This window comes from Photorhabdus australis DSM 17609 (assembly GCF_000711895.1).
Lineage (GTDB): Bacteria > Pseudomonadota > Gammaproteobacteria > Enterobacterales > Enterobacteriaceae > Photorhabdus > Photorhabdus australis.
The window spans coordinates 188,424-212,461 of sequence record NZ_KL543985.1; the positions used below are offsets into that span (position 1 = coordinate 188,424).

Genomic DNA, 24,038 nt, shown 5'->3' on the forward strand with positions numbered 1-24,038 from the left:
CAAATTTACCCGATATATATTTACCATTTGTAAAAGATTAAGGTTTTCAGGCAAATAAAGTTATCGAACAAGACTATTGATTGCTGTTGTAGTGTATAGGGCAATATAATGCGCTCAGTTATCATTTAAGTTCGGTTTTTTAAAAGTATTGATAGGAGTTTAAGCTAATGGCTGTAACTAAACTGGTTCTGGTAAGACATGGCGAAAGCGAGTGGAACAAAGAAAACCGTTTTACTGGCTGGACTGACGTTGCTTTATCTGAAAAAGGTCGTGCCGAAGCTCAGCAAGCAGGCCAACTGTTGAAAGAAGAAGGTTTCGTTTTTGATTTTGCCTACACCTCTGTTCTGAAACGGGCTATCCACACTTTATGGAATATTTTGGACCAGGTTGATCAACAATGGTTACCTGTTGAAAAAAGCTGGAAACTAAACGAACGTCATTATGGTGCTCTGCAAGGTCTGGACAAATCAGAAACTGCCGCTAAATATGGTGATGATCAAGTTAAACTATGGCGTCGTGGTTTTGCTATCACTCCGCCAGATTTAACTAAAGATGATGAACGTTTTCCAGGTCACGACCCACGTTACTCAAATCTGAAACCAGAAGAATTACCTGTGACTGAAAGCCTGGCAACCACTATTGAACGTGTCATTCCTTACTGGGAAGACGTTATTAAACCTCGTGTTGCTAAAGGTGAGAAAGTCATTATCGCTGCTCACGGTAACTCTTTGCGCGCTCTGGTTAAATATCTGGACAACATGAGTGAAGAAGCCATTCTTGAGCTGAACATCCCAACAGCAGTACCTCTGGTTTATGAATTCGACGAAAACATGAAACCAATCAAACATTACTATCTGGGTAACGCTGATGAAATTGCAGCGAAAGCAGCGGCTGTAGCAAACCAGGGTAAAGCGAAATAATTAATTACCTATAAAATTTGCTGGCACTGACTTTGTTCAGTAAATGTAAAAACCGGAGTTGTCTATTCCGGTTTTTTACATTCGAAAAACACTATCAACCACGACGTGCTTTCACCGCCAACGACAATTGACGTAATAAAATTTCCGTATCAGCCCAACCAATGCAAGCATCAGTAATGCTTTTGCCGTATACCAATGGTTGATCACTCTCTGGGTCCTGATTTCCTTCCTCTAAATGACTTTCCACCATGACACCAATAATCGCCTTCTCTCCTGCCGCAATCTGCTCGCTGACATTTGAGCTCACATCCATCTGCTTTTTAAATTGTTTGCAACTATTAGCATGACTGAAATCAATCATAATTCTTGCTGGCAACCCTGCTTTTTCCAAACCTTGTTTCACAGCAGCAACATGTTCAGAGCTGTAATTCGGTTCTCTACCACCACGCAGAATAATATGACAATCGCAGTTTCCAGTGGTATTCACAATCGCAGAATGTCCCCACTTAGTTACAGAGAGGAAACAATGAGGTGTGCTCGCCGAATTGATAGCATCAATTGCGACTTTAATCGCACCATCAGTACCATTCTTAAAACCGACTGGGCAAGAAAGACCAGAAGCCAGTTCACGATGGACCTGAGATTCCGTTGTACGTGCGCCGATTGCTCCCCAGCTCATCAGATCTGCCAAATACTGTGGAGAAATCATATCCAGATATTCACCCGCAGCCGGTAGCCCCATGTCATTGATATCCCGTAACAATTGGCGGGCCAAACGCAAACCATCATTAATATCAAAACTATGATTCATATGAGGGTCATTAATTAACCCTTTCCACCCAATCGTAGTGCGGGGTTTTTCAAAATAAACCCGCATGACAATTTCCAAATCATCTTTTAGTTCCTCACGCAATTTATTCAGTCGTCCAGCATATTCCATTGCCGCTTTAGGATCATGAATAGAACATGGCCCAATCACAACTAACAAGCGATCATCTTCACCTACCAAGATCTGGTGAATAGTCTTGCGGGCCTTACGTACTGTAGATGCAGCCTTTTCAGTTGCTGGAAATTTTTCAAGTAGTGCCACAGGAGGTAATAATTCTTTTATTTCTCTAATCCTTATATCGTCATTCTGATAATTCATAACCCTCTCATCCAATATCGCTGTATTTTTATCTAAAACAATCTTGAGATTTTAATCTAACTGTTAGAAGCCAAACTGTAAATATTCTTTGTGGATAATAAATAAAGCAGCATCTAACATAGAGCATGGAAAAATATAGTCAAATGTGGTCATAGCTATTTTTATTAGTTAAAGCATCTTTAGAAATGATAATTATCAAAGTAAATATCTAAAAATATGCCAGAGATCGATAAAACAACTCTCTGGCATGATTAAAAAATTTATTCCACGCGAGATAATGGTCGCGAATGGTTTTTCTTCGCTGCCTGAATCCACAAACGAGAACCATTAAGTGCAATACCGGTGAGAACCACATACTGCAACGACATTGCTAAAACTCCCTGATGGAAATAGATAACAACACTTATCACGTTGATAACAATCCATACTAGCCAATTTTCAACATATTTACGGGTCATTAGAATCATTGCCACAATAGACAACACCGTCATTACCGAATCCCAGAACGGGAACGCATCAGGCTCTAATACAGGCATTTGAACATTAAAGCCAAATCCTTGCATAATCGTAATAGTAACCTGAGTCAAATAATCAAATATCTGATCGATATTAAAAGTCATAATGGCAATCAATAGCACAGAAATAAAACCAATTATTATCGTCTTGTTTAGGCTTAACCAGCGTATTTTAAGTTCAATCTGCTGCTGATCATTAATCCGACTCCAAGCATACCAACCATAAATATTTGCAGAAAAGAAAAACAATTGCAGCAATAAGCTAGCATATAGTTGGATCTGGAAAAAAATTACGGCAAATAACGTAACATTAATCAACCCAAACAGATAGTTAATTATCTTTTCCTGACTGGCAAACCAAATACATAACAAACCAGCAATCGTACCCACTGCTTCAATCCATGATAAATCATAACCATTCTTACCTAGTGGTATGCTGACTAATATATTGTTAATACTGAAAAAATCCATCTGTTATATCCCAATTATTATCTATAGCAAAGTATTATACTTACTATTTGTTTCTCCATTTTAACTGAGTTACAAAATCGAGCATCCTGTTTAAAGGAATAATCGCCTTTTCACGTAACTCTTTGTTAACAAATATTTCATGCTGACTTCCCCCCAGTTCCAATCCCTGAACAATAGACTGTAAGCCATTCATTGCCATCCACGGGCAATGAGCACAACTACGGCAACTTGCCCCTTCTCCAGCGGTAGGCGCTGCAAATAATTGCTTCTCAGGACATGCCTGCTGCATTTTATAGAAAATACCTTTATCTGTTGCCACAATCAGTTTCTGATGTGGCAGAGATTGCGCTGATTTAATTAACTGACTGGTTGAACCAACAGCATCAGCCAGATCAATAACGGCTTGCGGTGATTCAGGATGAACCAATACCGCAGCATCGGGATATAGACCTCGCATCCTAATCAAAGCCTGAGTTTTAAATTCATCATGGACAATACAAGCCCCCTGCCAACAAAGAATATCCGCTCCTGTTTGCTTACGGACATAATTCCCCAAATGCCGATCCGGCGCCCAAATTATCTTTTCTCCTTGACTGTCTAAATGATCTATCAACTCAACAGCAATACTTGAAGTCACAACCCAATCAGCTCGTGCCTTAACCGCGGCTGATGTATTTGCATAAACCACCACAGTACGATCAGGATTGTTATCACAAAACTCGGAGAACTCTTTTTCAGGACAACCCAGATCCAGAGAACACTCAGCTTCCAACGTAGGCATTAAAACACGCTTTTCAGGATTGAGAATTTTGGCGGTTTCTCCCATAAATCGTACACCGGCCACTAATAAAGTAGAAGCTGAGTGATTATTGCCAAACCGCGCCATTTCCAGCGAATCTGCCACACATCCTCCGGTCTCTTCAGCTAAAGCTTGAATCTCTGGATCAGTGTAATAGTGCGCAACCATAACGGCATCCTGCTGTTTCAAAAGTTGTTTGATTTTTCCACGGCAGTGCTTTTTTTCTTCAGTACTGAGAAGAGCGGGCTTCGGTGGGAATGGATAAATGGTTGAATTAAAATCAATATACTCACTCATTACTTTAGTCTCTGTTTAGTATCTATACCCGTTATCTTTCAAGTTGCCTCTTTGTTGGCTGCACTCACTCATCCCGGTCACATAGTTATCTATGCTCCCGGGGATTCGCTCCCTTGCCGTCGCGATCCATCTTGAAATCCATAGGGTATAGTTTAAAAATCGATAATTTTGGTTTTTATCCCGAGAAATTTTTCAACCTTGTTTAATATACTAAACAAAACAACTTATTTATAGTCATTTATCGCGAAATATTTTATTTGTTATGACTAATTTAAAGAGTTAAATCATGAGAGTTGTTGTTTTTCATGCCATCAGGAAAAAAGGCAAACATATTCATGAAAAAAACAGGTAAAAACTTTATACCGATTAAATCCAGAAGTTAAAACAATGACTTTCATAATCGTTTAAAACCCAGCCCATCATAGAACTATCAGTGAAGAATAAGAAACAAAAATTTCTTTTGTTAATGCTTATGTACCATGTAAAAAGGATAAATATACCCAATAGATTTCAGATTGCAGCGCGGCGGCAAGTGAACGCATCCCAGGGAGCATAAATAACTATGTAACTGGGGTAAGTGAAAGCAGCCAACAAAGCAGCAACTTGAAAGATAAAGGGTATAAAGATATAAGTAAGTTAATCAGATAATCCATTTTTCAAAAAGAACTGGTTTTAATAACGTTTTCAACCAGAAAATAAATTTCTCATAAACCAATTGAATCATCAACCATGAAAATATAAATAATAAAATACTCAAACAAATGATTTAATAGAATACGACTCAGTATTCACAAAGCTAAACATGGCATATAATGGCACATTACCCTTTCTCTGTTTTCAGAATAAAAAAATAAAGCCGGACTAACCGGCTTTATTCTTACTTCAAGTTGCTTCGTCCACTAAAATTATGCCGCCCTTACAACGTAATTAAATGCGATATTACGGGGCCTATTTTCGTGAGCAGTTGGGACTTGTCTTGATGCATCAATGTCAAAAAATGTAAGATCAGTACTACTACCGCCATTTGCTGAACGTGTTTCTCGCGTACCATATCGCAACGATGCCATGACCCCATTCACAATAGGCGTCTGGGGAAGGCCAGCCATCTGGGCATGTACAGCTTGAGTTGTCCCTGTAATATTTCTGATTGCATCTCCCTGCCAAGACAAAAGCTCACGACCACTATCAACGCCTCGATTATCATCCCATCCGCGGATAAATTCTCCTCTTAAATCAGGTAATCTACCGCTAGGATAAGCCTCCGCCAACTTCGGATATTGTAATTTATTAAAAGGTGAACCATTACAAATGAAATAACCGATAGGTGGATAGGACAACGGCCACGGAATAGGGGAACCAGCAGGAATTTCATTGGCAGATTTAATCCGGTTATCTATCTCTTCACGGGTATAAGTATACTCACGTAATGAATTTATTTCTTTCTGAACAAGCTTTTGCGTCACTGCCAACGTGTCACTATTACCAATCACATTTGTCAGCTGAACAACACCTTTTTGTGTTAACGAAGCACTGGGAATGTCTGCTGTAATTTTTTGTTCTAATGCTTTATTTAATTGAGCGGTGAGTTTGTCTATATTTCCATCATCAATAACATCATTGCCAGATCGTGTTGCAATAAAATCAGCGACAACAGATGATATGGTTGATGACTGACGTAACACCTTATTTAACAAATGGGTGGGAACATCATTCGGAAGAAATCCGGTTTGCAAACTTTGGTTCTCTTCATATTTTTCCTGACTCACCACATTCGCATTATTACTAATAGAAAAAGCCTTAAAATCATTTTTAGGACTCATATACACCCCTTGAATAAAATAATATTTTCTCATAAAAAACATATAGAATTATTGTAAAGACGATCCCTCGTAATTCATATAAATCACAGTCTAGTTCAGAAAAATAACAATGGCGTGTTCTTATTACTTATAAGGTTAACTGTTTTTGTATTATTGGCAGCAATAAACAGTTCAACATTTTAGAATCTAAAATATATCCCCAATTTATATGGAACTAGCTACTTATCAAAAAATCCACACAATTTTGTTTTATATACTAAACAAAATAACCAATTTATAACAATTTGTCGCGGAGTATTTTACCTGTTATAAATTACTACATTACCTGCTAATTTATGAGATTAGGCTTATACCCGTCATCTTTCAAGTTGCTTCTTTGTTGGCTGCGCTCACTCACCCCGGTCACATAGTTATCTATGCTCCCGGGGATTCGCTCCCTTGCCGTCGCGATGCATCTTGAAATCCATAGGGTATATTCATCAATCATCACTAAAGTTAAATAGGAACTTCATATAATGGAAGACCCAGTAATCCTTCTGGAAAAAATCCTGACTTTTGCCCATAACGATCCCCGTATTGATACAGTTATCCAAACAGGTTCCCGTGCCAGAAATGCACGTGTAGATAAATTCTCAGATTTAGATATAGAACTGATTGGTTCAGGAACAGATGAATTAATAGGCAACGATTTATGGTTTAAGCAGTTGGGTGATATTATGGTTGCATTGCATCTGGCTAATGAAAAAGAGGATGAACCAGATTGGCCAACTTGTCTGGTCGTTTTTAACGGCGGTCGTAAGGTGGATTTCACACTGGCAAGTGTTAAACGCCTGAAAGATATGAAACAAAGAGGCTTAGATGAACTTTATCAACGCGGCTATAAAGTCCTCCTTGATAAGACGGGCGTTACAAACGGGCTTCCTGAAATCACTCACCAATTGACTAAATCTCATATTCCATTATCAGTAGAATTTAATAAAAACCTGCGCGAGTTTTGGTTCGAGGCAACACAAGTGCCTGTTTATATCGCTCGTGGTGATTTATGGCCTGCAAGAATGAGGGATAATGAGATGAAAGAATTATTGCTGGCAATGATGGAGTGGTACGTCTCGATAAAAAGTGATGGAAAGGCGGATGTCTGGTACAACGGTCATCATTTGCATGAATGGCTGCCTGAGAAGTTCAGCAAACATATTCAAGGGATTTTTGGCAGTTATGGCAAAGAAGAAGCGATACGAGCATTGCTGAAAACCACAGAGCTTTATACGGAGATTTCTACTGAAGTGGCAGAAATGAAGGGGTTTGAGTTCGATAGTGAGTTACCCAGTAAAGTCAGGAAGCATATTGTGCAAGTTTGTTATGGTTAAATAATCTCGAACGCCACAAAAACCTGTGAGTGTAATCAAGAGTAAGCGAAACAGCTCAATGAGGAAACTAGAAAAAAATGAAAATGCAAAAAGGGCTCTTCTCATACAGTTACGATCAAAGAGGAAGTACTCTGCATAGAGCTCGGATGTCAGCATTGAACCCATCTGACACCGTTGATACAACGCTCACTACAGGATACTGATTAAAAGTCAACTGCTCTACCGACTGTACTAACAACCCATCCAGGGGAATTTGTTTTTGACCGAAGCTTCAAGATGGTGGGTCGTGCCGGATGACTCGGCCTACGGCCTCGCCCTTCGGGCCAACGCTGCCGCGTTGTTGTCTCGCTTCGCTCGGCTCGAACCTGCGACCAATTGATTAAAAGTCAACTGCTCTACCGACTGCGCTAACAACCTATCCAGGGGAATTTGTTTTTGAATGAAGCTTTAAGATGGTGGGTCGTGCAGGATGACTCGGCCTACGGCCTCGCCCTTCGGGCCAACGCTGCCGCGTTGTTGTCTCGCTTCGCTCGGCTCGAACCTGCGACCAATTGATTAAAAGTCAACTGCTCTACCGACTGAGCTAACAACCCATCCAGGGGAATTTGTTTTTGAACGAAGCTTCAAGATGGTGGGTCGTGCAGGATTCGAACCTGCGACCAATTGATTAAAAGTCAACTGCTCTACCGACTGAGCTAACGACCCATCTTGTGACTTCTCTCGGCAACGGCGGCATATATTACTGATTTCTCAGAACAGCGCAACGATTATTTTTTCAAATTACGTTTAAATGCCTACTAAGCACCCAATCAACCCCGAAAACGTATTAATACGCCCTTCCGGGGCCAAAAATTACAGCGTAGAAAGCTTTTTTTCAGCCAATTTAGCTGCGTTCGAACCAGGATATTGCTTCATAACCTGCTGGTAAACAGATCTCGCTTTATCCTTCTGACCCTTGTCCTGCATGATCAAACCAACTTTGTAAAGCGATTCACCACTCTTCTGCGACTTCGGATACTCTTTTACCACCGTAGCAAAGTAGTAAGCAGCCTCATCTTTCTTACCTTTGTTATAGTTAAGTTGCCCTAACCAATAGTTAGCATTAGGTATATAACTCGACTTCGGGTAATTCTTTACAAAACGCTGAAAAGAAACTATCGCTTTATCATACTCTTTGGTATTCACTGCTAAGTGAACAGCTGCATCATAATCGCCTTTCTCGCTGCCAGTGCTGACAGATGAAGACTCTTGATTGCCACTATTATTTGTAGTTGAAGAAAGAGCAGTCGCCGTAGGTTTACTGTCTGAGGAACCAGTAGCACCTTCCAGTTGCTGATAAATATCCTTCTGCCGCTCTATAATCTGATTGAGCTGATACTGATTCTCCTGAATCTGCCCTCGGAGCGTATCAATATCACGTTGAGAATCAGCAAGTTGCTGTTGAAGCTGAGTTAATAGCTGACTGTGAGCGTTAGAAATACGCTCTAATTGGGTAAGGCGCTCATCGGTAGAACCTGAGCCGACATTACTGATTGGCGCTTGGGCAATAGCGGCCCAAGGAACCGCTACGCCAACCAGTAACGACAGACCCAGAAAATGATGTCTGAAGTTACTGTTCATGAACTACTCTTAATATGCCAGTACTGCGCGACGGTTTTTAGCATAAGCCGCTTCGTCGTGACCCAGTACAGCAGGTTTTTCTTTACCGTAAGAGACGATAGAGATTTGCTCACCGGAAACACCTTTGCCTTGCAGGTACATTTTCACTGCATTCGCACGGCGTTCACCTAATGCGATGTTGTACTCAGGAGTACCACGTTCGTCAGCATGACCTTCTACAACAACTTTATAAGATGGGTTGCTGCGCAGGAATGCTGCGTGAGCGTCTAACAGCTGAGAAAAATCTGAGCTGATGTCGTATTTGTCAAAACCAAAATATACGATGTTGTTGTTTTGCAGCTCTTGCATTTGCTGACGAGCTAATTCCTCTGCTGACAGACCCGCATTAGTTTCGTTAACAGTGCCTACACCAGTCTGATCGTTATCAGCATTCTTGTTAGAACTACACGCTGCTACGGCCATAACTGGTAAAGCTAACATCAGCCCTTTTAGCACTTTGTTCAGTTGCATCTCTTTGATCCTTTTAAAGTTTGCCATACATATTATTATGCATCACAGATACGGCGACCAGGCAGGAAATTTTACCTGTCCATCGGTTGCCGGAAGACGCGCTTTGAAACGCCCGTCAGTCGAAACTAGCTGCAATACAGTCCCCAACCCTTGGGTAGAGCTATAAATCACCATAGTGCCGTTAGGTGCGATACTCGGCGTTTCATCCAGGAACGTATCCGTCAAAGTTTGAACGGCTCCCGTTGCCAGATCTTGTTTAGCAATGTGCTGCTTACCACTCTCTGAGCTGACCATTACCACAAAATTACCATCTGCACTAACATCAGCATCTTGGTTTTGTGTGCCTTCCCAAGTGAGGCGTTGCGGAGCACCGCCATTAATATTGATTTTATATAACTGTGGACGGCCACCCTGGTCAGAGGTATAAACCAATGTTTGGTTATCCGGCATCCAACTTGGCTCAGTATTGTTACTGCGGCCATCTGTAACCTGACGGATCTGAGCTGAACTCAAATCCATCACGTAAAGATTCAAACTACCCGATTTAGACAGCGCAAATGCCAATTTACTGCCATCAGGCGAAAACGCAGGCGCACCATTATGACGCGGGAAAGAAGCGACCTGACGTACCTCACCACTCGCCAAGGTCTGAATCACCAAGGCAGAACGACCACTTTCAAAAGTGACATAAGCCAGCTTGGCTCCATCAGGAGACCACGCCGGTGACATCAACGGTTCCGGCGAACGGTGAACGGTGAACTGGTTGTAACCATCGTAATCCGATACCCGCAGTTCATACGGATATTTACCGCCATTGGTCTTTACAATATAAGCCAGACGGGTACGGAATGCGCCTTTGATGCCAGTCAGTTTTTCAAATACTTCATCACTGGCGGTATGCGCAGCATAACGCAACCACTGTTTCGTTACTTTAAACTGATTCTGGGCAAGCACTGTGCCTGGAGCACCCGCAGTATCAACCAATTGATAAGAGATCAAGAAACTCCCATCTGCACTTGGCTGAATCTGTCCGACAGCAACAGCATCAATACCTAGCGCTGACCATGCAGCAGGCGTCACCTCAGATGCAGTCGTTGGCTGCTGTGGCATACGACTAGCATCAATAGGATTAAATTTGCCACTGTTGCGAAGATCGGCTCCAACAATGGTTCCTATCTCTTCAGGCGCATTGCCAGCCCCAGTCCATTTAAATGGCACAATGCCAATAGGACGAGCAGAATCGACCCCTTGGGTAATTTCAATTCGAACTTCTGCATGAGCCACTGTGACCCACAACATCAAAATACTTAGCATTACTTTAAAAGTTTGCTTCATCATGTCTCCCTTATCGCGATGGAATCGCCGCAATAATTCGCGGATATTAACAAACGTCAACAAACAAAACTAGATATACCCGTTATCTTTCAAGGTTGGCTGCACTCGTTCACTCCCTTGCCATCGCGAAGCATCTTGAAATCCATAAGGTATAGCTTAATAACATTGAATGGTTTTGTTTGTTATTAATAATCTCTATATAACAACCTTATTGAGGTTTAAAATGAACCGGAGCATTTTTAAACTCTTCGTAAACCTCTCTGCTTGGTGGTTTCGGAATTTTCGCTTGTTTAGCAGCCGCTACCGCTGCCTGACACAACGCCTGATCTCCCTCTTCTGGTTTTACATCAATTAATAAGCCATCAGGAGCAAGCTTAATCCGTAATGTACAGGTACGCCCACGATACATGTCCGCATCGTAAAACTTATTCTGTATCGCTATCTGGATCTGCCCCAGATAGTTATTAATGTCGGCATTTGAAGCGCCACTTTTCTTGCCACCTCCTTTACCCGCGGTAGAAGCGCCTCCTTGTTGTTTCGGCACATTGGAAGTTAAACCACCCAGTAAATCATCAACTTCACTTTCCTGTTTGGCAGCTTGTGCAGCAGCTTTTTTTCTGGCATCAGCTTCGGCCTTAGCTTTAGCCTTTGCATCTGCTTCCACTTTGGCTTTGGCATCCGCTTCCGCTTTGGTCTTAGCTTTAGCCTTTGCATCTGCTTCCACTTTGGCTTTGGCATCCGCTTCCGCTTTGGTCTTAGCTTTTGCTTCTTCTGCAGCTTTTTGTTTGGCCACAGCAGCTTCAGCTTCTTTCTTAGCTTCAGCTTCGGCTTTCTTCTGCATTTCAGCCTGTTCTTTAATCAACCTTTCTTTTTCAGCTTTAGCTTTGGCCGCCGCTTCTTCTGCCAGTTTTTGCTCTTCACGGGCTTTCTTCGCTGCTTCCTCAGCTTGCTTTTTCTGCTCTTCCGCAACCTGTTGCGCTTTAATTCTCTCTTCTTCTACCGCTTTCAAACGTTCCTGTTCTTCAGCCTGTTTTTCTCTTAATTCAGTTGCCTGCTGCTCCGCTTTTTTCTTGCGTAACTCTTCTGCACGTTTAGCGTCAGCTTGCTGCTGCTGTTGCTGATTGTACTGCTGTACTACCGCATTCGGATCGACCATAACAGCATCAATAACAGAACCATCCTGTCCGCCACCACCCATTTCGGTTTTTTGCGTCAGGGAACCCCAAATCAGCAACCCTATCAAAATGATATGCAACACAACCGAAACGACAACGGCGCGATTTAGCTTATTGTTTTGCTCGCTTGTCTTTCCCACGCTCGATATCCAAAATCTTTAAATGACAGCAATTCTGGCTACACTCAGATAGGCTGAGTCATTAAGCCAACGGATTTCACACCTGCCCGATGCAACATGTTCAATGCCTTAATAATTTCATCGTAAGGCACCTCTTTTGAACCACCAATCAAAAAAACGGTCTTCGGGTTCTCTTTTATCCGCGCCTGCGCTTCAGCAATAATCTGCGGTTCGGGTAATAATTCCAGTCGTTCATGGTTAACCACCATGGTGTACTGACCAACACCAGAAACTTCCACTATTACCGGCGGGTTGTCCGAACTGGAAACCGTTTTGGAATCTACCGCATCGGGTAGATCAACTTCTACGCTTTGAGTGATAATCGGTGCTGTTGCCATGAAGATAAGCAATAGAACCAGCAACACGTCCAGTAAGGGAACGATATTGATTTCGGATTTCAGCTCACGCTTGCGACTACGAGTGCGCGCCATAGCCTCTCCCCTTACTATTTGTTCTCAGCTTTATTTTCAACAGCGAAAGCTTGACGATGCAAAATAGCCAGAAACTCTTCCATAAAGTTATCGTAATTTTGCTCCAGCTTATTAACACGCTGATTCAGGCGATTGTATGCCATAACTGCAGGAATCGCCGCAAACAAACCAATCGCCGTTGCAATCAGCGCTTCTGCAATACCTGGCGCTACCATTTGAAGAGTGGCCTGTTTTACCGCACCTAACGCGATAAATGCATGCATAATTCCCCAAACTGTACCAAATAAACCGATATACGGGCTTATTGAGCCAACCGTACCCAGGAATGGAATATGGCTTTCCAATGTTTCCAATTCACGGTTCATAGAAATACGCATTGCCCGTGAAGCACCTGTAACTACAGCCTCTGGAGCATGATTATTTGCATGATGCAAACGAGCAAATTCTTTGAATCCAGAATAAAAAATTTGTTCCGTTCCACCCAATGAATCTCGACGCGACTGACTTTCCTTATACAAGCGTGATAATTCAATACCCGACCAGAATTTGTCTTCAAATGCTTCCGCTTCACGGGTTGCGGCATTGAGAATTTTGGTCCTTTGAATAATGATTGCCCATGAAGCAATGGAAAAGCAGATCAAAATAAGCATGATCAGCTGTACCAAAAGACCCGCCTTCAGGAATAAATCAAGAATATTCATGTCAGTCACTGCTTAAACTCCGCGACAATAGACTTTGGAAGCGCAATCGGCTTCATTTGAGATGCATTCACGCAGGCAACTAACACTTCTGCGCTGTTAAGAATTTTTCCGTTACCATCAACAATCCGTTGAATAAATGTCAAAGATGCTCTACGAATACCCGTAATTTCACTCTGCACCTCCAACAGATCATCAAGCCGGGCCGGGGCGTGGTAATCAACCACTATCCGCCGAACAACAAATGCAATTTGTTCATCAAGTAAACTCAATTGATGAATGCCATGCTGACGTAACATTTCAGTTCGTGCTCTTTCATAAAAGGCGACATAACGGGCGTTATAAACTACCCCACCAGCATCTGTATCTTCGTAATAAACACGGACGGGCCAACGGAATAACGTATTACTCACTTTTAATCCTATATAAGGCGAATTAACGCTGCCACTATACTCAAGACAATGCGGCTTTGGAATAATGCGCAAATAAAAAATTTATGGATTAAATAACCCACAATATGCAAAGTTAGCTAACAGAAGAACTGATGCAAAATAAAAAATGCTGGCAAAGGGCAGAAAAAGATACGCCAGACGATACTTCTTAGATGAAAACCTATACCGAAAGTAACACCTGTGCATACAGACCATATCAGCAAAATACCTTGCCAAATGTGCAATGAGCTAGTATTGGTCACAAAACGCGCTGACACCCAGAATACACAACCAGCAACCACCAATGCCAGAATAAGGATAAGGCCCTTTACAGAGCCTTTATCCATCAGCTGATAGCCTTTATCTATCAACATTACTGTTCGCTATTTTCAGCAGCTTTTTCTGCTTCATTATGTTCAAGCGCTAAGGCAGCAATTATAGCGAAACTACAAGCCAAGAGCGTTCCGAGTATCCAGGCAAAATACCACATGCTTTATGTTCCTTAGTACAATGAATGTTTGTTATCTTCAATAAAGCTTTTATCCAAACGCCCAAACATTTTGTAATAACACCAAATGGTATATCCCAAAACGATGGGGACAAAAATCAATGCAACCACAGACATAACGCGCAGTGTCATCAAACTTGAAGTCGCGTCCCACATTGTCAGGCTGACATTAGGATCAGTGATTGAAGGCATCACAAACGGGAACATCGTCACACCGCAAGTCAAAATGATGCAAGCGACTGTCAGTGAAGAGAACAGGAAAGCCCATCCAGCTTTATTCATACGGGTCATCAACATAGTCAGTAAAGGAGACACAACCCCCAATGCTGGTAGAGTCCACAACCACGAATAATTATTGAAGTTAGTCAACCAGGCACCAGCCTGATGGGCAACTTCTTTATGTAATGGATTAGACTGAGCCATGGTATCCAGACCACCGATCACAATATAACCATCGATACCATAAATCAGCCATACACCTGCCAGCAGGAAAGCCACCATAGTCACCAGCGCACATATATAAGTTGCTACACGAGAACGCAGACGCAACTCACCGGTAGTACGCATTTGCAGATAAGTTGCACCCTGAGTCACAATCATCATCAGGCTGATCACCCCTGCCAATAGGCCATACGGGTTCAGCAATCCAAAAAAGGAGCCGACATAGAACAAACGTAACTGGGAATCAACGTTAAACGGCACGCCTTGTAAAAGGTTCCCGAATGCAACACCGATAACCAATGGCGGTACAAAACTGCCGACAAATATTGCCCAATCCCACATGTTACGCCACTTGCGACTTTCCAGTTTTGAACGGTAATCAAAACCAACCGGGCGAAAGAATAATGCGGATAACACCAGAATCATGGCAATATAGAAGCCTGAAAATGCAGCGGCATAAACCATTGGCCAGGCGGCAAACAGTGCACCACCCGCAGTAATTAACCAAACCTGATTGCCATCCCAGTGCGGCGCCACTGAGTTAATCATGATGCGGCGTTCAGTATCATTTTTACCAATGATTCGTAACAGGATGCCTACCCCCATGTCGAAACCATCAGTTACTGCAAAACCGATTAGCAACACACCAATCAGCAGCCACCATATAAATCGTAGTACTTCATAATCAAACATAAGTGGACTCCCGTTTTACTGAGCATCATGCGCTGAAGTTGTTTTCTGTTCAAAGTGGTAACGGCCAGTATTCAGGCTACTTGGACCACGACGTGCGAATTTGAACATCAAAAACATTTCTGCGATCAGGAATAAGGTGTAAAGACCACAAATCAGTGCCATCGAGAATAGGATATCGCTGGCTGCCAGGTTGGAACTCGCTACAGCAGTTGGCAAAACCTCACCAATTGCCCAAGGCTGACGACCATATTCAGCAACAAACCAACCAGCCTCTATGGCGATCCATGGCAGCGGGATACTGTACAGCGCTACGCGCAGTAACCATTTTTGCTTACCAATACGGCCACGGATAACACTCCAAAATGCCAGACCAATCAGCAGCAACATCAGGAAACCGGCTGCAACCATAATACGGAATGCAAAATACAGTGGAGCAACACGAGGAATGGAATCCTTCGCAGCTGCCTTAATTTGCTCTTCGCTGGCATCAGTCACTTTGCTGGTATAACGTTTCAGCAACATACCATAACCAAGGTCTTGTTTACTTTCATTGAATGCAGTCCGAACCGTCGGGTCTGTATTACCTGCACGCAATTCTTCTAACAATGCATAAGCTTTTATACCGTTACGAATACGCAACTCATGCTGATCCATCAAATCACGCAAACCAATTACCGGGGTATCAACGGAACGGGTAGCAATCAACCCCATAAGATAAGGGATCTGGATTGCATATTTATTTTCCATTTTGTCCTGATCCGGGATACCTATCAGTGTAAAGGCAGCTGGCGGGGGCTGAGTTTCCCATTCGGCTTCAATTGCCGCCAGCTTGGTTTTCTGTACGTCACCCATTTCGTAACCAGATTCGTCACCCAGCACAATAACGGACAGCACAGCGGCAATACCAAAACTAGCAGCAATTGCAAATGAACGTTTAGCGAATGGAATATCACGGCCTTTAAGCAAGTAGTAAGAGCTGACACCAAGAACAAAGATAGCTCCCGTCACATAACCTGCCGCAACGGTATGCACAAATTTCACCTGAGCAACCGGGTTTAGTACCAGTTCAGAGAAACTCACCATTTCCATACGCATGGTTTCAAAGTTGAAATCAGAAGCAATCGGGTTTTGCATCCAACCGTTAGCCACCAGAATCCACAGTGCGGAAAAGTTAGATCCTAGTGCAACCAACCAGGTTACCGCCAGGTGTTGCTTTTTACTGAGACGATCCCAACCGAAGAAGAACAAACCGACGAATGTAGACTCCAGGAAGAACGCCATCAGACCTTCAATCGCCAGAGGAGCGCCAAAAATATCACCGACGTAGTGAGAGAAATATGACCAGTTAGTTCCAAACTGAAACTCCATGGTTAGCCCTGTTGCGACACCCAGAGCAAAGTTAATACCAAATAACTTGCCCCAGAATTTTGTCATATCTTTGTAAATTTGTTTACCGGAAAGCACATATACCGTTTCCATAATCGCCAGCAAAAACGCCATGCCAAGCGTTAGTGGAACGAACAGGAAGTGATACATTGCAGTTAAGGCAAACTGTAATCGTGACAGTTCGACAATATCAAACATCTTGACTCCTTGCTCCTAGCAGGAAGGCATCGACTTGCAGCAACCTGGCTTCGTGTAAATAAGAACCTGTCTCAAGGCACTAAAACAAAAGCCTTATAACTACCAGCAATAAATGCCTATAAAATAACAACTTATTACCAAGTGAATTAAAAACATAATTAGACTAATAGTATAGTACGCTTATATTCCCACACAATAAATAGGTTTTACGTGATTCAGATTAGAATTCCGAATATGGATCAAAAATTTCGGTTATTACTTAATGGAAATGAATTTGATCAGGATCAATTTAAGCAAATTGAAAAAATAATGCTATAGGTAATAACCTGATTTTAGTCACTTATTTCTGGTTAATGTTAACTACTTTGTCTATTATTTCATTTTGGTTGATATATTGTTAATCATTTGTTTATTTAGATAATCATTGATTTCTATATTGCTGTAAAATGACTTGTAAAATTAACTTTTTTTCATACTTAAGAAAATATTATTATTAGCGTTGCATTGGCAGTGAAAGCACCTCTGTTTGACTGTCACTCAGATAGCATAATGTCCCCCAGGCTCACGCCAGTCACCACCATAAATACTCTGCTGAAACTAATATGCAGTCAGAAGCTAAAAAAGCGTTGTTGCTGAACTGGAAAAAGTATTTGGTATTATTGAGTTTGGTTGATATTTCATTGGCACCAAACATTCAATGAATAATTATTTTTTCTGGTCATTTAATACAAAATCGAATTTTTCACTGTAAATTAACACGGATATTATTGAGGATGACTTACAATAAGAAATTGAGAGAGAAAACAATAGGTTTCATATGTTGAATTTCTTATTTTCACCAATTAACTAAAAATAGTTAATCCTTTAAGTTATAAGAACATTTAATTATTAACCAACTGAACTAGACTGTAATTGATGTGAATTATTAAAGTGTTTTTTCAATAATTAAATATATTGATTATAAAAGAACGTTATTTAATTTAAGGAGTATTTATGAATCAAAAAAATGATTTTAAAGCTTTTTCTTTCGGCAATAATGCTAATGCGCTGAGCCAAGAAAAATATGAAATTAATGAAAACTTACAAGATGGGATTCCAGCTGGTGACATTATCCCTCATATTCACTTGTTAAATAAGGTATTACGTCAATCGTCAACCATATCATCTGTAGTGGCTGATTTTATTATGACACAATCTGGTGAAGATGTTCTGGATAATGGTGACAAAGATAAACTCACTGTGCAGTTAAATAAAGCGTTAGAAAAAGTCACCACAGCAAAAATTCCCAATGCCTCATTAACCCAAAAGGGAATTGTTCAACTAACAAATGAAATTGGCAATAATGACACGCTGGCAGTGACTCAAAAACTTGCTCAGGAAATCATAAATTCATTACGTGAAAATATTAATGAAAGAGTACCCAATACCCGAAAAATAAATGGGAAAGTGTTGACCGAAGATATTTCTATTAATGCTGAGGATGTGGGAGCGATATCAACAGATAATGTAATACATTCAATGGCACACGGTCATCTGGATAAATTAGAAAATCTGCGTAATGGTTGTTCCGGGTTTAACCCCTCCGCGCCGTTCCTGACTCAATATGGGCTGCCACGTGGCAATGGTGGCGTTCAGTTAAGAATTAGCAATATGAGTGGTGAATCAAGCGAGGGGGAAGACGATGTATGGAGCCACAGGCTGATTTTTACCCATTTTGGCGATACATATCGTACAGATCATATAGACGAATATTATAAACTTACACGTAAATTTTGGGACAATATCAATGCCAAACCAGATTTTAATGGATACCTAAAAATATCCTCTCCGATAATAGAAATCTATCCTGATGGCACATTCTCAACTAATGAAGAATCAGCAGGTGCAGAAGTAACGAAAGAAGGAATAGGCATATACCGTGTATCAAATATCTCAGGTTATAACACTGATGGCGCCTGGGGTGTACATGGCGGTATTTCTGTTCCCCAAAACAATAATAATCTTGAATTGATTTTCGTTGGCGATCATATCCAACCTGATGGTTCTATTATCATTGAAGTCTGTCACCGCCAACATTCGCATTTACCTGAGAAATTTCAGAACTGGCGGCTCAAATCTGTTGATGATAATGGCAAACAGGTGTTCTACCAGGATGGGGAACCTTGTGATATTCCTGAAAATTGCCGTTTAGATATTCGTGTCCAAATGCCAGAAGATTCACTCTGGAATTTGAAACGAAACAAGTTACAGGAAGAAATAGAGAGTACCCGCGTTTCTGACGATAAATTGTAGTAATACAGGGCCATATGGCCCTGTATTTTATTTTTATTCGAATTAAAATCGGTAGCTAAAACCCAGCATCACGCCATATTCTTTTCACAATAACGTGATATCCCGCTTATCGCGAGTTTCCGTGGAGAATGAAGTTAAAAAATCCCTGTAAGAAAAATAGCGGGATTTGTTAACCATTTAACATGATGAACTTGACAATTTTTTACAAATGACTATTAATTATAATACCATCTTTAATATCCTTTTTTCCTGTAATACCTGAATGTTACATATATGTTCTTACAACTATTTATTTAATTGGGGGAATTATTATGCTGCTTTATTATTATCTTGACCCATAACTTTCAAGATTAACTTACGGTACTATCACGCTATCTGTTTAAGATTCAGTGGATAGTGAGGCTCCAATATTATATTGACATCATATAAAACATATATTATCCATGGTTTACAAACCTCTATTATTTCAAGGAATAAAATTATGACTCTATATAACAGAATATTTGTTTTTTTCATCATGATGTTTGCTCCGATAATATCCAGCTTTGCGGATACAGAAATTAAGTTATCTGACGAGGAAAGTCAGGCTCTATCTCAGCTATTAGAGAAGATTGAACCTAATAAACCGACACCAATCGATTTAACTCAACCGGAAAATGAGAAAGGGTACATAGCATTATTACGTTCCCAAGGTATTACAGAAAAGACACATCCTGATATTTTTGAAGATATCGAGCTTATGAAGAAGCTAACACGTGAGAGTGGAAAATCGCTTGAATTAGAAAACCCGCCTACAGAGCCAGAAAATTATTTTGGTATTCCCAGAATAGTATTATCCGAAGATTCCAAATCAATTTCAGCTCAGGTTTTTAGTTCCATATATTTTCCTCCTGTTACTACTTTAAGCAACGATACCATTAAAACTTACACTCTAAGGACATATTCACAGAGTGGCATCACAGTTGTTGGCACAGACAAAAAGGGGAAGTTAGAAACAACTTCTATAAATACACATGGAAAGGCAATCGGCACAGAAGTACGGGACTTTTCAATAGGTACCGCGGAATATAATCTTGCTGACTTGAAGCAACTTGATTCTATTTATGCTGTTGCCTATTTCCAGGGGAAAATAAACGGGACACCTATCGGTAAAAAACCAACAGTAACTATATCAAATACACTGATAGACTTAGAAAATCCTATTAAATACTTTCAGCCTTACACAATGAAGAACCATGCACCGATTCATGTAAAGAATCCAAAAACGCAATCGGTAATCGTTTGCTTGAATAGAGCAAACCCTGAACCAGGGGCTCCTAGTCAATGCGATTATGGTCCTACGTCGCCAGGTAAACCAAATGATCAGTCAACAATCAAGCTGGAAATAAGAGGTGATATTACATTCAATAACCCTATCGCGATTGATGATAAAGGGAAGCCTACAGCGGTTGATGGAGTAAAACCAGAGGCAAATCTGACAATAATTGGTCTTAATACTGGAGGGGCATGTAAAGTAAGAGAAATAGATGAAGGCATATTTTGGAAACATACAAAAGTCAATAATGATCCAGCCAAAGGCAATAATACAAATTTATCATGGGAATTTTCTAAAAACACAGACTACGCTGATTTTGGACCAATATGCTGGAAAAATAACGAAAGATATATACTAGACCTACAGGCTACTATTGTAACAATGCAAGGTGATAATGCATTTCCTGTCCCGTTTTCTTATACCAATAACCCCGGTAGTAAAGAGGACACGGCACAATTCATCTATCCACCTATTCAAATCCAATATGGTTGCATTGCAGAAGGCACATTAATAGATATGGCTGACGGTTCAAAGTGGAAAGTAGAAAATATACGCCCAGGCGATAAAGTTTTAACAAAACAAGGAGGTATCTTACAAGTAAAAAGCCGTATTGTCGGTCACGATACTGAATTTATTGATTTAATTTACAATAATGGTGAGCAGGTTTCACTGACGCCAACTCATCCTGTCTCAACATCACAGGGAATAGTCAAAGCCGAAGACCTTAAGGCCGGTGATACAATACATACACTTGATGGCCAAATTACCCTTACCTCAGTTAAACAGAGAAAATCAGAACCATCAAACGTATATAATTTTGTCTTAGAAAAGACAGATAACCAAAGTGAATTATTACCTGAAGATGCTGTGCTTTCTGCCGGTGGCATTTTGGTCGGTGATAATAATCTGCAAAGAAAAGTGTCGATATCAAATTAATCTCTCAGATTAATGACAAAGTGCTGGCTTTTTTAGTCAGCACTCATTTCTAAGTAACGCATTTGTATTATTTTTATGGTTGAGAATGAAATCCAGCCAACGAAAAACAGCCATAAGACTCTGTTCTATCGTCTCCTTTACCCGGGAGCGCTTCTTTTTGCCCTACAACGTCAACCGGTTTTCTCTAAAATGAAAGCCAGAGAAATACTGCAATATCATTTAATAAAGTGAAATAAAGAGTCCCACGAGAAAAATAGTGGTATTGGTTAACAATCTGACATGAGAAACTTGACAATCTTTTACGAAGAACTATTAATTATATAAACGATTATAGCGCTACCTTTAGTATCTATTCTTCCTATACTGTAAAAACATTATATATGGCGAATTCGACTAATGAGTGTAATTTTTCAGAAAGGCGGTCAGTTTATATAGTAGGCATCTTTAATCTTTACTACTCATCTTACTTATAATTTCCAAAGTAAATTAAAAAAATTAACAAATTATCAGTTTAAAGCAGTAATGTATCAATATTATATTGACTAGAAAATAAAGTATATACCCAATAGATTTCGAGTTGCAGCGCGGCGGCAAGTGAACGAATCCCCAGGAGCATAGATAACTATGTGACTGGGGTGAGTGAAAGCAGCCAACAAAGCAGCAACTTGAAGGATGAAGGGTATATGTAATTAATTGCTTACAAAACCTATATTATTTCACAGGATAAGATTATGACTCTATTCAACAGAACACTTGTTTTTTTCATCATGCTATTTTCCCCTATAATGTCATGCTTTGCGGATACCCAAATTAAGTTATCTGCCGAAGAAAGCCAGGCTATGTCTCAGTTCTTAAATAATCTTGAACCTAATGAACCCACATTGATCGATTTAACTCAACCGAAAAACGAGAAAGGATATATCGCATTATTAAAATCTCATAATATTACAGAACAAACACATCCTGATATTTTTGAAGATATCGAAACTATGAAAGCACACCAAAAGGTATTACTTAAGAATAAAAAACGACTTGAAATACCAGATTCGGTTACAAAGCCAAAAAATTACATTAGTCATCCTAGAATAGTATTTTCCGAAAATAACAAATCAATTTCAGCTACTGTTTTTGCTTCCCTATATTTTCCTGGTTCTAATATTTCAAACAGCAATACAATTGAAACTAACGCTGGAAAGGCAAAGTTACAGGGCGGCCTCTCAATTATTAGCTCTGATAACCAGGATGTTAAAACACTACATGTATCCGTACAAGAAAGTACAAAGAATAATGGGGTACGGAACTTTGTACTATCCACCCCCGAATATAATTTGGCTACATTTGAACAACATGGTAATACGTATCAAGCTATTTCCTTTTTCCAAGGGGAAATAAATGGGATACCACTCAATAACGCACCAATAGTAGAGAAGTCACTACCGCTGCAAGACCTTGAAAATTCTTTTAGCAACTTTTTTCCTCAAAGTATGGAAAACAAAGCGCCAACTTATGTAAATAATTCACCAGAGAAAGAGAAACCGATAATCGTTTGCTTAAATAGAGCAAATCCTGAACCAGGAGCTCCTGATGAATGTGATTACGGTCCTACGTCGCCAGGTAAGCCAAATGATCAGTCAACCATCAAGCTGGAAATAATAGGTAATGTTACATTCAAGAACCCTATCGCCATTGATAAAAATAGGAAACCTATAGCAGCTCAAGGGATTTCACCAGCGATAGATCTGACACTGGTCGGTCTCGATACTGGCGGCGCATGTAAATTAGCAAGAGATATAAATGAAGATACATTTTGGAAACATAAAAAAGTCAATAATGATCGTATTAAAGGCAATAATACAAATTTATCATGGGAATTTTCTAAAAACACAGGTTACGCTGATTTCGGACCAATATGCTGGCCAAATAACGAAAGATATATACTAGACCTACAGGCTACTATTGTAACAATGCAAGGTGATAACGTATTTCCTGTCCTGTTTTCTTATACCAATAACCCCGGTAGTGAGAAGAGCGCGTCACAACTCATTTATCCACCTATTCAAATCCAATATGGTTGCATTGCAGAAGGCACATTAATAGATATGGCTGACGGTTCAAAGTGGAAAGTCGAAAATATACGCCCAGGTGATAAAGTTTTAACAAAACAAGGAGGTATCTTACAAGTAAAAAGCCGTATTGTCGGTCACGATACTGAATTTGTTGATTTAACTTACAATAATAGTGAGCAGATTTCACTGACTCCAACACATCCTGTCTCAACATCACAGGGAATAGTCAAAGCCGAAGACCTTAAGGTCGGCGATACAATACATACACTTGATGGCCAAATTACCCTTACCTCAGTTAAACAGAGAAAGTCAGAACCATTAAACGTGTATAATTTTGTCTTAGAAAAGACAGATAGCCAAAGTGAATTATTACCTGAAGATGCTGTGCTTTCTGCCGGTGGCATTCTGGTTGGTGATAATAATCTGCAAAGAAAAGTGTCGATATCAAATTAATCCCTCAGATTAATAACAAAGTGCTGTCTTTTTTA

At 40.4% G+C, this 24,038-nt stretch carries 20 protein-coding genes, 2 tRNA genes, 1 other RNA gene and 1 pseudogene; 6 read left to right on the forward strand and 18 right to left on the reverse strand.

The window, feature by feature from the left end:
• Positions 1-167 precede the first annotated feature (167 nt).
• Positions 168-920 carry a 2,3-diphosphoglycerate-dependent phosphoglycerate mutase gene (gene gpmA / locus BO26_RS19380; RefSeq protein ID WP_036774404.1) on the forward strand — a complete coding sequence of 251 codons (753 nt, stop codon included), beginning with the start codon at positions 168-170 and terminating at the stop codon, positions 918-920.
• 94 nt (positions 921-1,014) lie between these two features.
• Here the strand turns inward: gpmA and aroG are convergent, their stop codons facing one another.
• The 4 genes from aroG to BO26_RS19400 all read right to left on the reverse strand — a co-directional run bounded on the left by aroG (position 1,015) and on the right by BO26_RS19400 (position 5,969).
• A complete protein-coding gene (gene aroG, locus BO26_RS19385) occupies positions 1,015-2,067 on the reverse strand; it encodes a 3-deoxy-7-phosphoheptulonate synthase AroG (RefSeq protein ID WP_036774405.1) in 1,053 nt (350 codons plus the stop codon).
• 260 nt (positions 2,068-2,327) lie between these two features.
• Entirely contained in the window at positions 2,328-3,053 is a 726-nt protein-coding gene (gene pnuC, locus BO26_RS19390; protein WP_036774407.1) for a nicotinamide riboside transporter PnuC, read from the reverse strand.
• Between the two features lie 43 nt (positions 3,054-3,096).
• Positions 3,097-4,149 carry a quinolinate synthase NadA gene (gene nadA / locus BO26_RS19395; RefSeq protein ID WP_036774408.1) on the reverse strand — a complete coding sequence of 351 codons (1,053 nt, stop codon included), beginning with the start codon at positions 4,147-4,149 and terminating at the stop codon, positions 3,097-3,099.
• A 905-nt stretch (positions 4,150-5,054) separates the two neighbouring features.
• The gene (locus BO26_RS19400; RefSeq protein WP_036774410.1) at positions 5,055-5,969 is read right to left on the reverse strand and encodes a tail fiber protein; all 915 of its coding nucleotides are present in this window, start codon (positions 5,967-5,969) and stop codon (positions 5,055-5,057) included.
• Positions 5,970-6,484: 515 nt separating this feature from the next.
• Between BO26_RS19400 and BO26_RS19405 the strand changes: the two genes are divergently transcribed.
• Positions 6,485-7,336 (forward strand): aminoglycoside 6-adenylyltransferase, encoded by an 852-nt coding sequence (locus BO26_RS19405; protein WP_036774411.1) that lies wholly within the window; start codon positions 6,485-6,487, stop codon positions 7,334-7,336.
• A gap of 277 nt (positions 7,337-7,613) precedes the next feature.
• Here BO26_RS19405 and BO26_RS23605 read toward each other — a convergent pair.
• The 14 genes from BO26_RS23605 to cydA all read right to left on the reverse strand — a co-directional run bounded on the left by BO26_RS23605 (position 7,614) and on the right by cydA (position 16,941).
• A non-coding RNA gene (locus BO26_RS23605) (RtT sRNA) lies at positions 7,614-7,746 on the reverse strand.
• A gap of 43 nt (positions 7,747-7,789) precedes the next feature.
• Positions 7,790-7,929 (reverse strand) — tRNA-Lys (locus BO26_RS23610).
• 36 nt (positions 7,930-7,965) lie between these two features.
• Positions 7,966-8,041, reverse strand: a tRNA-Lys gene (locus tag BO26_RS19420).
• 147 nt (positions 8,042-8,188) lie between these two features.
• Positions 8,189-8,956 (reverse strand): cell division protein CpoB, encoded by a 768-nt coding sequence (gene cpoB / locus BO26_RS19425; protein ID WP_036774413.1) that lies wholly within the window; start codon positions 8,954-8,956, stop codon positions 8,189-8,191.
• A 9-nt stretch (positions 8,957-8,965) separates the two neighbouring features.
• Complete coding sequence (gene pal, locus BO26_RS19430; RefSeq protein ID WP_036774414.1) at positions 8,966-9,466, reverse strand: peptidoglycan-associated lipoprotein Pal; 501 nt, start codon at positions 9,464-9,466, stop codon at positions 8,966-8,968.
• A 42-nt stretch (positions 9,467-9,508) separates the two neighbouring features.
• Positions 9,509-10,801 (reverse strand): Tol-Pal system beta propeller repeat protein TolB, encoded by a 1,293-nt coding sequence (gene tolB, locus BO26_RS19435; protein ID WP_036774415.1) that lies wholly within the window; start codon positions 10,799-10,801, stop codon positions 9,509-9,511.
• A gap of 208 nt (positions 10,802-11,009) precedes the next feature.
• Positions 11,010-12,116, reverse strand: a complete 1,107-nt coding sequence (tolA, locus tag BO26_RS19440; RefSeq protein ID WP_036774416.1) for a cell envelope integrity protein TolA — start codon at positions 12,114-12,116, stop codon at positions 11,010-11,012.
• Between the two features lie 44 nt (positions 12,117-12,160).
• Entirely contained in the window at positions 12,161-12,586 is a 426-nt protein-coding gene (gene tolR / locus BO26_RS19445) for a colicin uptake protein TolR (RefSeq protein WP_015835089.1), read from the reverse strand.
• A 14-nt stretch (positions 12,587-12,600) separates the two neighbouring features.
• Complete coding sequence (tolQ, locus tag BO26_RS19450; RefSeq protein WP_036774417.1) at positions 12,601-13,296, reverse strand: Tol-Pal system protein TolQ; 696 nt, start codon at positions 13,294-13,296, stop codon at positions 12,601-12,603.
• Positions 13,293-13,697, reverse strand: a complete 405-nt coding sequence (gene ybgC, locus BO26_RS19455; RefSeq protein ID WP_036774419.1) for a tol-pal system-associated acyl-CoA thioesterase — start codon at positions 13,695-13,697, stop codon at positions 13,293-13,295. Before ybgC ends, tolQ begins: the two co-directional genes overlap by 4 nt.
• Before the next feature lie 116 nt (positions 13,698-13,813).
• Positions 13,814-14,089: a cyd operon protein YbgE gene (gene ybgE, locus BO26_RS19460; protein WP_036774420.1), complete on the reverse strand. Its 276-nt coding sequence runs from the start codon at positions 14,087-14,089 to the stop codon at positions 13,814-13,816.
• Entirely contained in the window at positions 14,089-14,205 is a 117-nt protein-coding gene (gene cydX, locus BO26_RS22515; RefSeq protein ID WP_072023309.1) for a cytochrome bd-I oxidase subunit CydX, read from the reverse strand. The genes ybgE and cydX overlap by 1 nt, the downstream gene beginning before the upstream one ends.
• Positions 14,206-14,217: 12 nt before the next feature.
• The gene (cydB, locus tag BO26_RS19465) at positions 14,218-15,357 is read right to left on the reverse strand and encodes a cytochrome d ubiquinol oxidase subunit II (RefSeq protein ID WP_036774422.1); all 1,140 of its coding nucleotides are present in this window, start codon (positions 15,355-15,357) and stop codon (positions 14,218-14,220) included.
• A 15-nt stretch (positions 15,358-15,372) separates the two neighbouring features.
• On the reverse strand, positions 15,373-16,941 hold the full coding sequence (gene cydA, locus BO26_RS19470) for a cytochrome ubiquinol oxidase subunit I (protein WP_036774424.1): 1,569 nt from the start codon (positions 16,939-16,941) through the stop codon (positions 15,373-15,375).
• 593 nt (positions 16,942-17,534) lie between these two features.
• On the opposite strand from cydA, the pseudogene BO26_RS22520 reads away from it, so the two are divergent.
• From BO26_RS22520 to BO26_RS19485, 4 genes and pseudogenes are all read left to right on the forward strand, one after another.
• Positions 17,535-17,642 (forward strand): annotated as a pseudogene (locus BO26_RS22520) (tail fiber assembly protein); the annotation flags it as partial.
• A 292-nt stretch (positions 17,643-17,934) separates the two neighbouring features.
• Entirely contained in the window at positions 17,935-19,233 is a 1,299-nt protein-coding gene (locus BO26_RS19475; RefSeq protein ID WP_036774425.1) for a phage tail fiber protein, read from the forward strand.
• Between the two features lie 481 nt (positions 19,234-19,714).
• Positions 19,715-21,484 carry a Hint domain-containing protein gene (locus tag BO26_RS19480; protein ID WP_051691066.1) on the forward strand — a complete coding sequence of 590 codons (1,770 nt, stop codon included), beginning with the start codon at positions 19,715-19,717 and terminating at the stop codon, positions 21,482-21,484.
• A gap of 731 nt (positions 21,485-22,215) precedes the next feature.
• A complete protein-coding gene (locus BO26_RS19485; RefSeq protein ID WP_036774426.1) occupies positions 22,216-24,003 on the forward strand; it encodes a Hint domain-containing protein in 1,788 nt (595 codons plus the stop codon).
• Positions 24,004-24,038 lie beyond the last annotated feature (35 nt).

Coding starts and splice junctions, on each gene's coding strand:
- gpmA (WP_036774404.1), top strand. CDS start 168: ATGGCTGTAACTAAACTGGTTCTGGTAAGACATGGCGAAAGCGAGTGG.
- aroG (WP_036774405.1), bottom strand. CDS start 2,067: ATGAATTATCAGAATGACGATATAAGGATTAGAGAAATAAAAGAATTA.
- pnuC (WP_036774407.1), bottom strand. CDS start 3,053: ATGGATTTTTTCAGTATTAACAATATATTAGTCAGCATACCACTAGGT.
- nadA (WP_036774408.1), bottom strand. CDS start 4,149: ATGAGTGAGTATATTGATTTTAATTCAACCATTTATCCATTCCCACCG.
- BO26_RS19400 (WP_036774410.1), bottom strand. CDS start 5,969: ATGAGTCCTAAAAATGATTTTAAGGCTTTTTCTATTAGTAATAATGCG.
- BO26_RS19405 (WP_036774411.1), top strand. CDS start 6,485: ATGGAAGACCCAGTAATCCTTCTGGAAAAAATCCTGACTTTTGCCCAT.
- cpoB (WP_036774413.1), bottom strand. CDS start 8,956: ATGAACAGTAACTTCAGACATCATTTTCTGGGTCTGTCGTTACTGGTT.
- pal (WP_036774414.1), bottom strand. CDS start 9,466: ATGCAACTGAACAAAGTGCTAAAAGGGCTGATGTTAGCTTTACCAGTT.
- tolB (WP_036774415.1), bottom strand. CDS start 10,801: ATGAAGCAAACTTTTAAAGTAATGCTAAGTATTTTGATGTTGTGGGTC.
- tolR (WP_015835089.1), bottom strand. CDS start 12,586: ATGGCGCGCACTCGTAGTCGCAAGCGTGAGCTGAAATCCGAAATCAAT.
- ybgE (WP_036774420.1), bottom strand. CDS start 14,089: ATGTTGATAGATAAAGGCTATCAGCTGATGGATAAAGGCTCTGTAAAG.
- cydX (WP_072023309.1), bottom strand. CDS start 14,205: ATGTGGTATTTTGCCTGGATACTCGGAACGCTCTTGGCTTGTAGTTTC.
- cydB (WP_036774422.1), bottom strand. CDS start 15,357: ATGTTTGATTATGAAGTACTACGATTTATATGGTGGCTGCTGATTGGT.
- cydA (WP_036774424.1), bottom strand. CDS start 16,941: ATGTTTGATATTGTCGAACTGTCACGATTACAGTTTGCCTTAACTGCA.
- BO26_RS19475 (WP_036774425.1), top strand. CDS start 17,935: ATGAATCAAAAAAATGATTTTAAAGCTTTTTCTTTCGGCAATAATGCT.
- BO26_RS19480 (WP_051691066.1), top strand. CDS start 19,715: ATGACTCTATATAACAGAATATTTGTTTTTTTCATCATGATGTTTGCT.
- BO26_RS19485 (WP_036774426.1), top strand. CDS start 22,216: ATGACTCTATTCAACAGAACACTTGTTTTTTTCATCATGCTATTTTCC.